12 protein-coding genes are annotated in these 14,182 nt (G+C 74.5%); 5 read left to right on the top strand and 7 right to left on the bottom strand.

All coding sequences use genetic code 11. From position 1 onward, the window contains the following. Positions 1–20 precede the first annotated feature (20 nt). Positions 21–2,240, top strand: coding sequence for an NADP-dependent isocitrate dehydrogenase (locus IE108_RS29155; RefSeq protein ID WP_064730914.1), 2,220 nt, complete (start codon positions 21–23; stop codon positions 2,238–2,240). Positions 2,241–2,335: 95 nt separating this feature from the next. Continuing rightward, the gene (locus tag IE108_RS29150; protein WP_064730913.1) at positions 2,336–3,133 is read left to right on the top strand and encodes an N-formylglutamate amidohydrolase; all 798 of its coding nucleotides are present in this window, start codon (positions 2,336–2,338) and stop codon (positions 3,131–3,133) included. Positions 3,134–3,172: 39 nt separating this feature from the next. Here IE108_RS29150 and IE108_RS29145 read toward each other — a convergent pair whose 3' ends face one another. The 3 genes from IE108_RS29145 to IE108_RS29135 form a co-directional block, all read right to left on the bottom strand. Beyond that, a complete protein-coding gene (locus IE108_RS29145) occupies positions 3,173–3,688 on the bottom strand; it encodes a hypothetical protein (protein ID WP_064730912.1) in 516 nt (171 codons plus the stop codon). Beyond that, positions 3,685–4,260: an RNA polymerase sigma factor gene (locus IE108_RS29140; RefSeq protein WP_064732061.1), complete on the bottom strand. Its 576-nt coding sequence runs from the start codon at positions 4,258–4,260 to the stop codon at positions 3,685–3,687. The genes IE108_RS29145 and IE108_RS29140 overlap by 4 nt, the downstream gene beginning before the upstream one ends. A 71-nt stretch (positions 4,261–4,331) precedes the next feature. Then, positions 4,332–5,765: a S8/S53 family peptidase gene (locus IE108_RS29135; RefSeq protein WP_064730911.1), complete on the bottom strand. Its 1,434-nt coding sequence runs from the start codon at positions 5,763–5,765 to the stop codon at positions 4,332–4,334. 167 nt (positions 5,766–5,932) lie between these two features. On the opposite strand from IE108_RS29135, the gene IE108_RS29130 reads away from it, so the two are divergent. After that, positions 5,933–8,647, top strand: a complete 2,715-nt coding sequence (locus IE108_RS29130) for a CHAT domain-containing protein (RefSeq protein ID WP_064730910.1) — start codon at positions 5,933–5,935, stop codon at positions 8,645–8,647. Between the two features lie 28 nt (positions 8,648–8,675). Here IE108_RS29130 and IE108_RS29125 read toward each other — a convergent pair whose 3' ends face one another. Further along, positions 8,676–10,484, bottom strand: a complete 1,809-nt coding sequence (locus IE108_RS29125; protein ID WP_064730909.1) for a LuxR family transcriptional regulator AbsR2 — start codon at positions 10,482–10,484, stop codon at positions 8,676–8,678. A gap of 78 nt (positions 10,485–10,562) precedes the next feature. Here IE108_RS29125 and absR1 point away from each other — a divergent pair, with 78 nt between their 5' ends. Next, positions 10,563–11,642: a beta-glucuronidase AbsR1 gene (gene absR1 / locus IE108_RS29120; protein WP_064730908.1), complete on the top strand. Its 1,080-nt coding sequence runs from the start codon at positions 10,563–10,565 to the stop codon at positions 11,640–11,642. Between the two features lie 148 nt (positions 11,643–11,790). On the opposite strand, the gene IE108_RS29115 is transcribed toward absR1, so the two are convergent. Beyond that, positions 11,791–12,468 carry a glutathione S-transferase family protein gene (locus tag IE108_RS29115; RefSeq protein ID WP_064730907.1) on the bottom strand — a complete coding sequence of 226 codons (678 nt, stop codon included), beginning with the start codon at positions 12,466–12,468 and terminating at the stop codon, positions 11,791–11,793. A 105-nt stretch (positions 12,469–12,573) separates the two neighbouring features. Then, the gene (locus IE108_RS35165; RefSeq protein ID WP_257784794.1) at positions 12,574–12,696 is read right to left on the bottom strand and encodes a hypothetical protein; all 123 of its coding nucleotides are present in this window, start codon (positions 12,694–12,696) and stop codon (positions 12,574–12,576) included. A gap of 115 nt (positions 12,697–12,811) precedes the next feature. Between IE108_RS35165 and IE108_RS29110 the strand changes: the two genes are divergently transcribed. Further along, positions 12,812–13,297, top strand: coding sequence for a RidA family protein (locus IE108_RS29110; RefSeq protein ID WP_064730906.1), 486 nt, complete (start codon positions 12,812–12,814; stop codon positions 13,295–13,297). 12 nt (positions 13,298–13,309) lie between these two features. On the opposite strand, the gene IE108_RS29105 is transcribed toward IE108_RS29110, so the two are convergent. Then, positions 13,310–14,146 (bottom strand): PhzF family phenazine biosynthesis protein, encoded by an 837-nt coding sequence (locus tag IE108_RS29105; protein ID WP_064730905.1) that lies wholly within the window; start codon positions 14,144–14,146, stop codon positions 13,310–13,312. Positions 14,147–14,182 lie beyond the last annotated feature (36 nt).

Raw genomic sequence — 14,182 nt, 5'->3', positions numbered from 1 at the left:
GACGTGGAGCGGAGCACCCGGTGACTGACTCGACCATCATCTACACACACACTGACGAGGCCCCGGCCCTGGCGACGTATTCGTTCCTGCCGGTGATCCGGGCGTACGCCTCGCAGGCGGGTGTCGCCGTCGAGACCCGCGACATCTCGCTGGCCGGCCGCATCATCTCCCTCTTCCCGGAGTACCTCACCGAGGACCAGCGCATCCCGGACGCCCTCGCGGAACTCGGTGAGCTGGCCAAGACGCCCGCCGCGAACATCATCAAGCTGCCGAACATCTCGGCGTCGATCCCGCAGCTCAAGGCCGCGATCGCCGAGCTGCAGGGCCAGGGCTACGCGCTGCCGGCCTACCCGGACGACCCGAAGACCGACGAGGAGCGCGACGTCCGCGCCCGCTACGACAAGGTCAAGGGCTCCGCGGTCAACCCGGTCCTGCGCGAGGGCAACTCCGACCGCCGCGCCCCGGCCTCGGTGAAGAACTACGCCAAGAACCACCCGCACCGCATGGGCGCCTGGACCGGCGAGTCGAAGACGAACGTCGCCACGATGGGCGAGAACGACTTCCGCTCCACCGAGAAGTCCGTGGTGGTCGCCGAGGACGGCGCGCTGCGCATCGAGCTGGTCGGCGACGACGGCACCACCACGGTGCTGCGCGAGTCGGTACCCGTGAAGAAGGACGAGGTCCTCGACGCCTCCGTGCTGCGCGTCGCCGCGCTGCGCGAGTTCCTGACCGCGCAGGTCGCCCGCGCCAAGGCCGAGGGCATCCTGTACTCGGTGCACCTGAAGGCCACGATGATGAAGGTGTCCGACCCGATCATCTTCGGCCACGTGGTCCGCGCCTTCTTCCCGAAGACCTTCGCGCAGTTCGGCGACAAGCTCGCCGCGGCCGGCCTCACCCCGAACGACGGCCTCGGCGGCATCTACAAGGGCCTGGAGTCCCTGCCCGAGGGCGCCGAGATCAAGGCCTCCTTCGACGCCGAGCTGGCCGAGGGCCCCGAGCTGGCCATGGTCGACTCCGACAAGGGCATCACCAACCTGCACGTGCCCTCGGACGTCATCATCGACGCCTCCATGCCCGCCATGATCCGCACCTCCGGCCACATGTGGGGCGCGGACGGCCAGGAGCACGACGCCCTCGCCGTCATCCCGGACTCCTCCTACGCCGGCGTGTACCAGGCGGTCATCGACGACTGCCGCGCCCACGGCGCCTACGACCCCTCCACCATGGGCTCGGTCCCGAACGTCGGCCTCATGGCGCAGAAGGCCGAGGAGTACGGCAGCCACGACAAGACCTTCGAGATCCCCACCACGGGCACGGTCCGCCTGGTCGGCGCCGACGGCGAGCCCGTGCTGGAGCAGACGGTCTCCGCCGGCGACATCTTCCGCGCCTGCCAGACCAAGGACGCCCCGATCCGGGACTGGGTCAAGCTGGCCGTCACCCGCGCCCGCGCCACCGGCGACCCGGCCGTCTTCTGGCTGGACGAGGGCCGCGCGCACGACGCCAACCTGATCGCCAAGGTGAAGCAGTACCTGCCGGAGCACGACACCGAGGGCCTGGACATCAAGATCCTCTCCCCGGTCGAGGCGACCAAGCTGTCGGTGGAGCGCATCCGCCGGGGCGAGAACACCATCTCGGTCACCGGCAACGTGCTGCGCGACTACCTGACCGACCTCTTCCCGATCCTGGAGCTGGGCACCAGCGCCAAGATGCTGTCGGTCGTCCCGCTGATGGCGGGCGGCGGCCTCTTCGAGACCGGCGCCGGCGGCTCGGCCCCGAAGCACGTGCAGCAGCTGGTCAAGGAGGACTACCTGCGCTGGGACTCCCTCGGCGAGTTCTTCGCCCTGGTGCCGTCCCTGGAGCAGTACGCGGAGACGACCGGCAACACCAAGGCCCGGGTCCTCGCCGACGCCCTCGACCGCGCGACGGCGACCTTCCTCAACGAGGACAAGTCGCCGACCCGCCGCGTCGGCGGCATCGACAACCGCGGCAGCCACTTCTACCTGTCCCTGTACTGGGCGCAGGAGCTGGCCAAGCAGACCGACGACGCGGACCTGGCCAAGGCCTTCGCCCCGCTCGCCGAGACGCTCACCGCCGCCGAGCAGAAGATCGTCGACGAGCTGAACGCCGTCCAGGGCAAGCCCGCCGAGATCGGCGGCTACTACCAGCCCGACCCGGCCAAGGCCGCCGCGGTCATGCGCCCCTCGGCCACCTGGAACGAGGCGCTGGCGTCCCTCGCCTGATCCTCGCCCCTTCCCCCGGCACCCCGTCTCCGCACCCTCGGAGGCGGGGTGTCCGCCTGTGCCGCCTTTGCCGTCCGTGCCTCCGGAGCCGCCCCGTGACCGACGCCCCGCCCGCCTTCGAGCTGCTGCCCGGCGCGGCACGCTCCCCCGTCATCCTCCACGTGCCGCACTCCTCCCGCACGGTCCCCGCCGGCGTCCGGTCCGGCATCGTGCTCGGGGACGCGGCGCTGGAGCGGGAGCTGGACCACATGACCGACGCGCACACCGCCGAGCTGGCGGAGCTGGCCTCGGCGCGGGCCGTCCGCACGCCGTGGCGGTTCGTGAACCGGACGTCGCGGCTGGTCGTCGACCCGGAGCGGTTCCCGGACGAACGGGAGGAGATGACGGCCGTCGGGATGGGCGCCGTCTACACGCACACCTCGCACCGCGAGGTGCTGCGCCCGGCGGACACCGACCCGCGGCCACTGGTCGAGCGGTACTTCCGGCCGTACGCGCGGGCGATGACCGAGGCCGTCGCCGACCGGCTCGCGGCGACCGGGCGGGCGGTGATCGTGGACGTGCACTCCTACCCCGCCGAGGCGCTTCCCTACGAACTGCACGGCGGGGGCCCGCGCCCGGCGGTCTGCCTGGGCACCGACGCCCTCCACACCCCGCCCGGGCTGCTGGCGGCGGCCCGCGCCGCGTTCGAGCCGTGCGGCGGCACCGGCCTGGACAGCCCCTTCGGCGGGGTGTACGTACCCCTCGACTTCCACGGGCGGCGGCCCGAGGTGCACGCGCTGATGGTGGAGATCCGCCGGGACACCTACATGAGCGAGCCCGGCGGTCCGGCCGGCCCCGGTCTGTCCCGGCTGGCGACGGCGCTCACCGCGCTGGTGGACGCCGTGTCGGACTGACCCCCCGGGCCGCCCGGCACGGGCCGGAGCAGCCGCCTCTCAGGCGCGCAGCCACTCCGTAACGACCACCTCGTCGCCGGTCCGCAGCCGCAGGGCGAACGGGCCCGCGGGCGGGGCGGCGCCGGCGAAGCGGCCCATGTCGTCGGCGGTCAGCCGGGTGTGCGCCTGCGGCCCGCTCAGCACCTCGATCCCGGCGGGGCCGGGCGGCAGCAGCTGGCCGATCAGGCCGTCCGCGGTGACCTCGACGTCGACGGTCACCGTGTCGCTGCGGAAGGTCAGCATCCGCGGCGGGTCCGTCTCCCCCCGGACGGGGATCGCGTCGACCAGCGAGTCGAAGGTCAGCTCGGCGACGCGCGCGTCCAGGTCGTGCAGCGCGAAGGCGTCCACGGCGACCTGGCGCAGCCCGGCGGGCACCGGGTCCAGGATCGCGGCGGCCTGCCGCAGCTCCTCCTCCAGGAGGCCGTCGTCGGCGTCGTCGGACGCGCCCTCGGGAGGGAAGTCGCGGGGCTCTTCGAGGTCGTCGAGCCCGTCGAAGTCGTCGTACCGGTCGCTCATGCCGTCCCCCGTGTCTCCAGCCGCGCCCGCAGCCGGCGCAGGCAGCGCTGGCGCATGGGCCCGATGCTGCCCACCGCGATCCCCAGCGCGGCGGACACCTCCTGATAGCTGGGCGGCGGCGAGGCGATCAGCACTCGCAGCAACTGGCGGCACCGCTCGCCCAGTTCCTCGAACTCCTGCCACAGAAGACGCACCCGCTCGGTCTGCGCGGCGGCCTCCTCGGAGTCCAGCACCGACTCCTCCGGCGTACGGTCCTCGCTCGGCCGGTCCAGCAGCTGCGGGTCGTCGGTCGGCGTCCAGCGCTTCGAGGCCCGCAGCAGCTTCAGGCACTCGTGGCGGGCCGTGCTCGCCAGCCAGGAGCCGGTCTTCTCCGGTTCCCGGATCCGCCCCAGGTGCTGGGCGAAGCGGAACCAGGCGGTCTGGTACGCCTCGTGGGCGTCGGCGTCGGACAGTCCGTGCGCCCGTACGACGGACCAGACCAGCGGGCCGAGCCCGTCCACCAGTGACTTCCAGGCCGCCGCGTCCCCGTCGGCCGCCGACTGGACGAGCGCCCCGACATGTGCACGGTCCACGGTCCCACCCCTCGTGTACGACACGTCATCGTACGCCGTGGAGCGGGTGGTTCCGGCCGCGGTGAGGACGCTCACGAGCCGCCGGCCGACGGGTCGACGGTCACCGGGTGCCAGGTGGGCGGCAGCAGCGCGGGGACGTGCGCGCCCCGCACCTCCGCGTACTCGGTGTTGACGGCGAGGAGTTGCGTGCGGGCGGCGCGCGGGTCGGTCTCCTTGTGGGCCGTCATGTGGGCGGCGACGAGACCGGCGACGACCGGGGTGGCGAAGGAGGTGCCGCTCCACTGCGCGTGCCCCTCGAACATCACCTGGTCCGGCTTGGCGGGCGCCTCTCCGGGCTCACTCAGCACCCCGTTGTGCGGGGGGTACTGGCAGGTGCAGGGGTAGGCGAAGCCGAACCGGCAGGCGTCGTAGGTGGAGTGCTGGTAGACGTACGGCACCGGGGTCCCGAAGCCGGTGAGCGCGCTGGTGAGGCGCTCGCCCGGGGCGTAGGCCTTGACCCAGCCGCCGTGGTTGCTGAAGCAGGCGCCGAACTCGCCGTCGGAGCGCAGCGCGCCGACCGACAGCACCGAGTCCTCCCAGCCGGGCAGGTCGGCGTAGGCGGCGGGCCAGAAGGGCGTGGCGCTGGCGTTGTTGCCGGCGGCGGCGACGAGCAGGGTGCGCCGGTCGCGCAGTTCCTCCATGAAGGCGTGCACGCCGAGCAGCCCGTCGACGCGGCCGTTGGAGGTGCCGGCGGAGAGGCTGAGGACCTCGGGCCAGCCGCCGCGGTCGACGGCCTCGAAGAGCTTCTCGCCCAGCTCGGACTCCAGGATGGCGCCCGCGTCGTTGAGGGTGCCGAGGACGGTCACGTCGGTGTTGGGGGCGACGGCGGCGACGAGTCCGGCGATGAAGGTGCCGTGGCCGACGTACTGCTTGAGGACGCCGTCGTCGCCGCATTCCGTGAGCTGGGCGTCGCCCTCGGTGTGGGCGAGCAGCGGGTAGGAGCGGTAGTCGTTCATGAGGCCGGTGTCGATGACGAGGACGCCCACGGCGGTCTCCTCGTCGTACGGCGTCGGGGCGGCGGCCGGGTTCGGCGGCTCGCTGAGCGGGACCGGCACGGGCTCGTCGCCGGGGCAGGCGTTGACGGCGATGGAGACGACGTGGTTGCGGCTGACGAGGCGGCGCCCGGCGCGGCCCTCGACGGTGCGCAGGGAGCGCAGGGCGTGGGCGACGGTGGAGTCGTTGCCGCGATGGCCCTCGTCGGGTTCGCCGACCCGGATGCGGGTGATGCCGGTGCGGTTGGTCTCGGGGCCGGCCCGGCGCACGGGGTCCGGGGTGAGGCCGGACATCGCGGTGAAGTGCTCGCGCACGGTGTCCTCGACGAGGCGGGCCTCGTCGCCGTCGCGGGCGAGGACGACGCCCTTCTCGTAGAAGAACTCGGCCGAGTCGTCCGGGCCCATCGCCAGCGGGATGCCGGGCATGGAGCGCTGGATCTGGTCGAACTGCTCGTGGAATCGCTGTGGTGCCATGGCATGTCCTCCACGTCGGCGGCGGTGACGGCGGGCGTGGCCGCGATCGTCAATCAGAGTCGCGGGGCGGCCGATTGATACAGACTCGAACCTGTGGGGCGCGGTTCCGGAGCACTACCATCCGTGGGGTGACGGCGGGAAACGACTCTGTTCTCGAACTGCTGCCCATGGTGTTCGCCGCCCCCAACGAAGCGCTGACGCGGGCGGAGGGCGTGCTCGCGGCAGATCCGCCGCCGCTGCACGCCTCGGTCGCCCATCAGGTGATCGGCATCTGGCAGCGGGACTTCGGCGACACCCGGCTGGCCCTCGCCCATCTGCGGCGCGCCCGCGATCTGGCCGCCCGCGCGGATTCGCCGGAGCGGGAGGCGGACGTACTGGCCACGCTCGGGGTGGCGTTGGTGCATTCCGGGCGCACCCGGGAAGGGCTGGCCGCGTTCGAGCGGGGCGTGGCGCGCGGCACCGGGCACACCAGGGCGCGGGTGCTGTTCCGGCGGGCGTACGTCTGGTGGGTGCTGGGGCGGCACAAGGAGGCGCTGGAGGACGTGCGGCGGGCGATCCCGGTGCTGCGGCAGGCGGACGACGTGATCTGGACGGCGCGGGCGCTGACCCTGCGGGCGACCGTGCACCTGGCGCTGGGCTCGGTGGAGCGCGCGGACGCGGACTTCACTGCGGCGGAGCGGCTGTGGGACACAACCGGCCAGGAGCACGACAAGGCCGACGCGGTGGAGAGCCGGGGGCTCGCGGCGTTCCGCTCCGGGGACGTGCCGGCGGCGCTACGGCTCCTCGACGAGGCGGAGGAGCGGTACGCGAAACTGGGCACGCCGACGTTCATGCTCACCATCCGGCGCTGCGAGGTGCTGATGGCGGCGGGGCTGGCCCCGGAGGCGCTCGCCGAGGCGGACGCGGCGACCGCCGCGCTGGACGGGATCGGCGGACAGTCCACCCGCAGGGCCGAGCTGCTGCTGGTGGCCGCGCGGGCGGCCCGGCTGGCGGGCGAGCCGCGGACCTCGCTGGCCCGCGCGGCCCTGGCGGTGCGGCTGTTCGCCGGACAGCGGCGCACCTGGTACGAGACGCACGCGCGGCTGGTGCTGATCGAGGCGCGGGCCGCCACGGGGCGCGGGTCGGGTCGGCTGGTCGCGGACGCGGCGGCGGTGGCCGAGCGGCTGGCCGCCTTCGGGGCACCGGCCGCGCCGGAGGCGTCGCTGCTCGCGGGCCGGATCGCGCTCGGTCTCGGCTGGACGGCGGACGCGGAACGGCATCTGGCCGTCGCCGCGCGCAGCCGGCACGGCGGGCCGCCACTGGCCCGGATGACCGGCTGGGCCGCGCAGGCGCTCCGGGCCCGGGCGGCGGGGTCGGCGCGCGGGGTGCTGGAGGCGTGCCGGCGGGGCCTGGACGTGCTCGACGACCACCGGATGACGCTGGGCGCCTCGGAGCTGCGGGCCCGGGCCACGGCGCAGGGGGCCGAACTGGCGGCGCTCGCGCAGGAGGCCAGTCTGGTCTCGGGCGGGCCGCGGCGGCTGCTGGTGTGGAGCGAGCGCTGGCGGGCGACCGTGCTGACGGCGCCGCCGACCCGGCCGCCCGCGGATCCCGCGCTGCTCAGCGGCATGACGGCGTTCCGGGAGATCGCCGCCCGCGCGGAGGCGGCGCGCACCGACGGGGGGCGGCCGGTGCCCGCCCTGGAGCGCGAACAGCGGCGTCTGGAGCGGGAGATCCGCTCCCGCACCCTGCACATGCGGGGCGGTGCGCCCGGCGACGGGGACCGGTTCGACGTGGGCCGGCTGCTGCGGCGGCTGGGGGACGGCGTACGGCTGGTGGAACTGGCCGTGCTCGACGGGCGCGTGCACGTGCTGCTGTGCGGGCAGGGGCGGGTGCGGCGGTTCGAGGCCGGGCTGCTGGCCGAGGCGGAACGGGAGGCGGAGCACGTGCAGGCCGGGCTGCGGCGTCTGGCCCATCCGGGGGCGGAGGCGCGACTGCCCCTGGTGGAGGCGGCGGGCGCGCGCCTCCAGGAGCTGCTGCTCGGCCCCGCCGCGGCCCACCTCGGGTCCGGTCCGGTCGTGGTCGTCCCACCCGGCCGCCTGCACCGGGTGCCGTGGGCGCTGCTGCCCGCGCTGCGCGAACGGGTGCTGAGCGTCTCCCCGTCGGCGAGCAGCTGGCTCCGCGCCCGGGACACGGCCCCGCCCCCCGGCGGCCGCCAGGTCCTGGTCCGCGGCCCGGGCCTGGCGAGCGGCGGCGCGGAGGTGACCGAACTGGCGGAGCGCTACGGGGTGCGGGCGGGCGGGGCGGGTGGGGTGCCGGGCGCGGCTGGCGCGGCGCCAGGAGCGCCGGGCCCGGCTGGTGCGGTGCCGGGGGCGCCGGGCGCCGGCGTCCACCCGGCCCGCGCGGCGGCTTCCTACGCCCGGGACGTGTCGCGGACCACCGTGCTGGAGGGGGACGCGGCGCGGGTGCCGCGGGTGTTGCGGGAGTTGGACGGGGCCGCGTCGGCGCACATCGCCGCGCACGGCACCTTCCGCGCGGACAGCCCCCTCTTCTCGTCGTTGCGGATGGCGGACGGACCGCTCATCGTGCACGACTTCGAGCGCCTCGACCGCAGCCCGTACCGGATCATCCTGTCCTGCTGCGACACGGCGCGGTTCGCGTCGGTGGGCGCGGACGAGCTGCTCGGGCTGGTCACCGCGCTGCTCCCGCTGGGCACGGCCGGGGTGGTGGCGTGCAGCGCGCCGGTCAACGACGAGGCCGTGGTGCCGCTGATGCTCGCGCTGCACAAGGGCCTGGACGCCGGTCTGTCCCTGGCGGAGGCGCTGCGCGACGCGCGGGCGGCGCTGCCGGACGACGCGGTGCACCGGGCGACCGGCTGGGCCTTCTCCGCCTTCGGGGCGGCCTGACCCCCGGCGGGCAGCCGTGGCGGCGGATTCAGGCGGGCTGGGACTCGGGCAGTTCCATCAGCCAGGGCAGGGCGCCCCGGTCACCGGCCCCGAGCCGCGTGTAGGCGCCGTAGAGGTGGTTGCCGACCGTGCGGACGGACAGGGTGAGCCGCTCCGCGATCTGCCGGTTGCTCAGACCCGCCGCGGCCAGCGTGACGATCTGCCGCTGGCGGGCGGTGAGTTCGCCGAGCACCAGGGCGGACAGGGCGGGGGTGCGGGCACCCTGGCAGCGCCGGGCGAGCGCGGCGGCGCGGGTGCGGGCGGTACGGGCGGCGCGCGGGTCCCGGTGCGCGGGTACCGCCTGGGCGTGCGCCTCCGCCGCGAACAGCAGGAAGCCGCGCCGCTCCAGCTCCTCGGCGACCCGGTCGAGCGCCGGTCCGTCCTCGCGGGCGAGGGCGTCGGCGTGCGCGGCGAAGACGCCGGTCAGCCGCCCGGCGGCCCGTTCGGGGGCACCGAGCCGTACGGCGTCGTACGGGTCGCCCGAGCCGGCCGCCCGGACCGCCTCGTCGAGGTCGCCACGTGCGGCGGCGGCCCAGGCGGACGCCCCGTGGCCATCCGGCGGAGCGTCGCCCGACTGGGCGGTGGCCAGGGCGAGTTCGCTCAGGCAGGCGGGCTCGCCGGGCTTCGTGCGCAGTCCCTCGCGCGCCCAGGCGGCGGCCTCGGACAGCCGGCCGCGCAACCGGGCGAACCGGGCGCGCAGCGCGGCGTACCCGGCGGGCAGCGGTGCCCCCTCGTCGGCCAGCCACTCCCCCACCGGCGTCTCCAGTTCCCGTACGTCGGCCTGGTCGATGCGCAGCGCGAGGGCGGCCCGCTCCGCCTCCAGGGCGGGACCGCACCGGTCGGGGGTGGGCGCCATCCGCCGGGCGCGCAGGCGGCCCGCGGCGGCGCGCAGGACGGGGCCGTGCAGGGGATGGGTGAGCCGGGCGGCGCCCCGGTCGTCCACGGTGACCAGGCCCTCGGCCTCCAGGCGCTCCAGGATCCGCACGTCGAGGGTGTCCGGGTCGAGGGCGAGGGGCTCGGCGAAGGCCAGTCGTTCGAGCGTCTCGCGCTCCTCCGGGCGGGCCCGGTCCAGGACGTGGGCGGTGCGCTCCCGTACCGCCGCGGTGACCGGCACGGGCCCGCGCCACGCCCACCGGTCCGTCCCCGGCACCGGCATGAGCGCGCCCCGCTCGCGCACGGCCGCCAGCAGCTCGCGCAGCAGGCGCAGGTCGCCCCGGCACAGGCGGTGCAGCCGGTCCGCGGTGAGCGGATCCGGGCCGGTGGCCGCGCCCGCGCCGAGCAGTTCGGCGGTCTCCTCACGCGGCAGCGGCTCCAGGGTGAGGCGGGGCAGCAGCTCCCCGGACCACAGCCGGGAGACCGCGCCCGGTGCCGGGGCACCGTCGGTGGCGACCACCAGGAGCCGGACGCGGCCGTGCACGGCGAGCTGGTGCACGAGGGCGGCGGACGCGCCGTCCAGCAGGTGCGCGTCGTCGACCAGCAGCAGCCGTACGCCGGACAGCAGGTGCACCGCCCGGTGCAGGGTGACGCCCTCGGGCAGCAGGTGGGCGAAGGCGGCGAAGGGGATGTCCCGGCTCTCGGGCGTGCCGGCCGCGCGGGCGCAGTCCAGGCCGCGCAGCGCCTCGGTGACGAGCCTGGTCTTGCCGGAGCCGGCCGGACCGGTCACCACCAGTCCGCCCCGTCCGGCCGCGACCGACCTGCGGACCAGGTCCAGTTCGTCGGCGCGGCCGGTGAACGGCCGGGGCGTGAGGAGGGTCGTCGCGTCCCGCTGAGAAGTCGTCACGGGAACATGAGCCGGCATACTCAGCCCTGATACAGGGTGACTTGAGTACCCCCCGACTCAGGCGCCCGGTCCTGGCCGGACGGCATCCTGGGCGCCATGACCGCACGCTACTGCTCACTCGCGCGGCAGCCTCCCCCCGCCTTCGCGCCGGGGCTGGCCGCCGAGCGGGTCGCCGCGCTCGTGGGCGGGCAGCGGATGTGGGCCGGCGGGACCGTGCTGCACTACTGCTTCCTCGGCGGCGACACCGACGACTCGGTGGTCCCCATGCCCGGGACCGGCCGGCCGCGCCGGGGCGCGTGGGCGGGGACCGAGGAGCAGCGGGACGTGGTCCGCGACTGCTTCCGGGAGTGGCGGGACCTCGGTATCGGGCTCGTGCTCACCGAGGTGGGCGACCGTTCGGAGGCGGAGCTGCGCATCGGCTTCCAGCCCGGCGACGGCTCCTGGTCGGCGATCGGCAAGGACGCGCTCCGCGTCGGCCTCAACGACCGCACGATGAACTTCGGCTGGGACCTCACCGCGCCCGGCGAGCGCGCGACGGCACTGCACCAGATCGGGCACGCGCTCGGCATGCTGCACGAGCACCAGAGTCCGTTCGCCGGCATCCTCTGGGACGACGAGGCGGTCTACACGGAACTCGCGGGTCCGCCCAATCACTGGAGCCGGGAGCGGACCTTCCACAACATCCTGCGCAAGCTCGACGGCGACGAGGCCAACGGCCCGGTCTGGGACCCGCAGTCGATCATGGAGTACCCGTTCGCGTCGGGGCTGATCCTGGAGCCCGAGCACTACCGCTCGGGTCTGGAGCCGCCCGGCACCCTGTCCGCCGCCGACAAGGAGTTCGCCCTGCGCTGGTACCCGCCCACCGGCCGGCCGGGGCCGCTGGTGCCGTTCCGCTCGGTGCCGCTCGGTCTCGGTCCCGGCGAGCAGGCCGACTTCCGCCTGGACCCGCCGGAGACCCGCGAGTACACCGTGGGCACCTTCGGGGACAGCGACGCCGTCGTCGTGGTCTTCGAGGAGCGGGACGGCGTGCCCCGCTTCCTCGCCGGACAGGACGACGGAGGCACCTCCGGCAACGCCGCCGTCAGGGCCCGTTTCGTCAAGGGCCGCCGCTATGTCGTCCGGGTGCGCCTGTACTCCTCGTGGGGTGCGGGCGAGACCGCGGTCATGTGCTGGTGACCGCGGACCGCAGGGACACCCGGGCGCCGCGGCCACAGTCCGGCACCGGGGGCCGGCCGCCGTACGCCACCTTCGGGGGAGGGTGACGTACGGCGGCACACGCCGTGTCCGCCGCTGGGGGGCGGCGGACACGGCGATCTCCCTTCCGTCACACGGGGCGGCCCGCGAGGTGCCGGGCGAAGGCGGGGTGGGCGGTCAGGCGCCGCAGGTGCGCCCGGAGCGCCGGGTGGCCGTCCGCCGCGAGTCGGTGGCCGTCCTGCCGTACGAAGGCCGCCCACACCTCGACGTCGGCCGCGGTGAGCCGGTCGCCGACGAGGTGGGAGTGCGCGGTCAGGCGCCGCTCCAGGACTTCGAGGACACCGGGCGGGGCCGCGGGTCCGGCGGCCCGGTCGCACAGGTCCTCGACGGCGGCCAGCTCCGCCTCCGCGCCCTCCGGGTACAGCACCGGTCCGGCGGCGGGGGTGAAGGCGGCGGCGAGGTCCCGCATGATGTCGCGCGCGTGCGTACTCACGATCCGCCCGGACCACCCGTCACTGAGCACGGGCGCGACGGCCGGCCCCCGGTAGTGGTGGGCGCTCGCCTCGTAGAGGGGGCGCAGGGCGGAGTGGCCGCCGTCGGCACGGTCGGGGACCGCGTCCAGGACCGTGACCGGACAGACCTCGTCCAGGCCGAGCAGGCCGTGCACGACGGCGATGCCGAGACAGTCCTCGTGACCGGGCGACAGGTGGAGCCGGTAGCGCCGCGGCACGGCGTAGTGACCGCTGCGCGCGTCGCGGCCGATCCGGCCCCGGAAGACGGGGGCGGGGGTGAGCGGTGTGACGGACATGGTTCTCCCCGGAAGCGGAACGCGTGGAGGACGCGCGGAGGCGGACGGCGGACCTGGACGTGCGCGGCTCCGGACGGCGCCCGCTCACGGGACCGCCGGCCGGGCTCAGCCCGTGGCGCGGATCGCGCTGCGGATGCGCAGGAGGTCGATGTGACGGCGGGAGGTGAGCAGGGGGGACGGCGCGGGCGTGCGGTGCCGGCCACCGGAGATCCGCGGGAGGCGCCCCATGTTTCCCTACCTCTTCACTAGGATTACCGGGAAAGTCTCGACCGGCGTCCGACGGGCGTCAAGGGGGCGTCCGATCCGTGGTCGTACCCACGGGTCCGGCGGTAGAGTTCCCGGCATGTCCACACATGAGGAGAATCTTTCCAATTCCCCCTTGTCCGGGCTGGCTTCACTCGGGCTGCGGCTCCCGGCCGTAAGTGCTCCCAAAGGGGCCTATACACCCGCCGTCGCGAGTGGACCGTTCGTATTCGTGGCGGGGCAGATCCCGTTGGCAGGCGGCGCCCTGGTGCGGGAGGGCCATGTGGGCGCCGGGGTGTCCGTCGACCAGGCGCGGGAACTGTGCCGCCGGTGCGCCCTCTCGTCCCTGGCCGCGGTGCACGCGGAAGTGGGCTTGGAAAGGGTCACCCGCATCGTCAAGGTCACCGGGTACGTGGCGACCACACCCGGCTTTCACGACCTGGACGGAGTCGTGGACGGGGCGAGCGAGCTCTTCGCAGCGGTGTTCGGCTCACGAGGGGAACACGCGCGCTCCGTCGTAGGCGTGGCGGACCTGCCGCTCCGGGCACCTGTGAAGATCGAGACGCTGGTCGAGATCGCCGGGTGACCGGAGCGGTCCTCAGATGGGCACGGCCGTGCCGGTGATGCCGATTCCCGTCCCCTGCTCTTCGGGGATGGTGACCGTGATGGAGCTCGGGCGTCCCATGTCGTGCCCTTGGAGCACTGTCACCTCGGCGGGAAGCGGAATCAGCCGACGCTCTCTCAGATAGCCGCCCAACGCCGCCGCCGCGGCGCCCGTGGCCGGATCCTCGAAGACTCCCCCCGTAGGGAAGGGGTTGCGCGCATGGAAGACCGTGCCGCTTTCCCGCCACACGAGACTGACCGTCACCCAGCCGTTCTGTTCCATGAGTCGGGTCAGCTTCGGCATGTCGTAGTCGAGGTGTGCCAGCCGTGAGCGCGTGGCCGCGGCCAGGATCACGTGCCACGCGCCCGCGTACGCGGCGCGAGGCGCGAGATCCGGGTCCAGCTCCGACGCGTCCCAGCCGAGGATTGCGAGCAGGTCCTCCACCTGGGCGTCGCTCACTTCGGCAGTCCGCGGCGGCACACTGGTCAGGGTCGCCGCGCACCACCCCGCGGCATCCATCTGGGTGCGCACTCCGATGATCCCGGCCTTGGTGCTCAGCGTCAGGTCGCCCGTGCCGTGGAGCTGGGCGTAGGCGACTGCTGTGGCGATGGTGGCGTGCCCGCAGAAGGGGACCTCGACCGCGGGGCTGAAGTACCGTACGTCGAGCTCCGGGCCTTCGGCCGGAAGAACGAAGGCCGTCTCCGAGTAGCCGACTTCCTTTGCGATAGCGGCCATGTGGGCCGAACTCAGTCCTCTTGCGTCCAATACCACGCCCGCCGGATTGCCGCCGCGCGCTTCCTTCGTGAACGCCGAATATCGAAGTACTTCCATTTCCCCATGTCACATCTGTCATTCCTGCCAGAGGTG

The sequence above is a fragment of the Streptomyces parvulus genome (assembly GCF_014648855.1).
GTDB classification, from domain to species: Bacteria; Actinomycetota; Actinomycetes; order Streptomycetales; family Streptomycetaceae; genus Streptomyces; species Streptomyces parvulus.
This window is presented reverse-complemented; position numbering and strand designations above follow the sequence as displayed.

Excerpts from the sequence above, each read along its gene's own strand:
- IE108_RS29145 (WP_064730912.1), bottom strand. The coding sequence starts at position 3,688 with ATGAGCGACCGGTACGACGACTTCGACGGGCTCGACGACCTCGAAGAG.
- IE108_RS29135 (WP_064730911.1), bottom strand. The coding sequence starts at position 5,765 with ATGGCACCACAGCGATTCCACGAGCAGTTCGACCAGATCCAGCGCTCC.
- IE108_RS29130 (WP_064730910.1), top strand. The coding sequence starts at position 5,933 with ATGGTGTTCGCCGCCCCCAACGAAGCGCTGACGCGGGCGGAGGGCGTG.
- IE108_RS29125 (WP_064730909.1), bottom strand. The coding sequence starts at position 10,484 with ATGCCGGCTCATGTTCCCGTGACGACTTCTCAGCGGGACGCGACGACC.
- absR1 (WP_064730908.1), top strand. The coding sequence starts at position 10,563 with ATGACCGCACGCTACTGCTCACTCGCGCGGCAGCCTCCCCCCGCCTTC.
- IE108_RS29115 (WP_064730907.1), bottom strand. The coding sequence starts at position 12,468 with ATGTCCGTCACACCGCTCACCCCCGCCCCCGTCTTCCGGGGCCGGATC.
- IE108_RS35165 (WP_257784794.1), bottom strand. The coding sequence starts at position 12,696 with ATGGGGCGCCTCCCGCGGATCTCCGGTGGCCGGCACCGCACGCCCGCG.
- IE108_RS29110 (WP_064730906.1), top strand. The coding sequence starts at position 12,812 with ATGTCCACACATGAGGAGAATCTTTCCAATTCCCCCTTGTCCGGGCTG.
- IE108_RS29105 (WP_064730905.1), bottom strand. The coding sequence starts at position 14,146 with ATGGAAGTACTTCGATATTCGGCGTTCACGAAGGAAGCGCGCGGCGGC.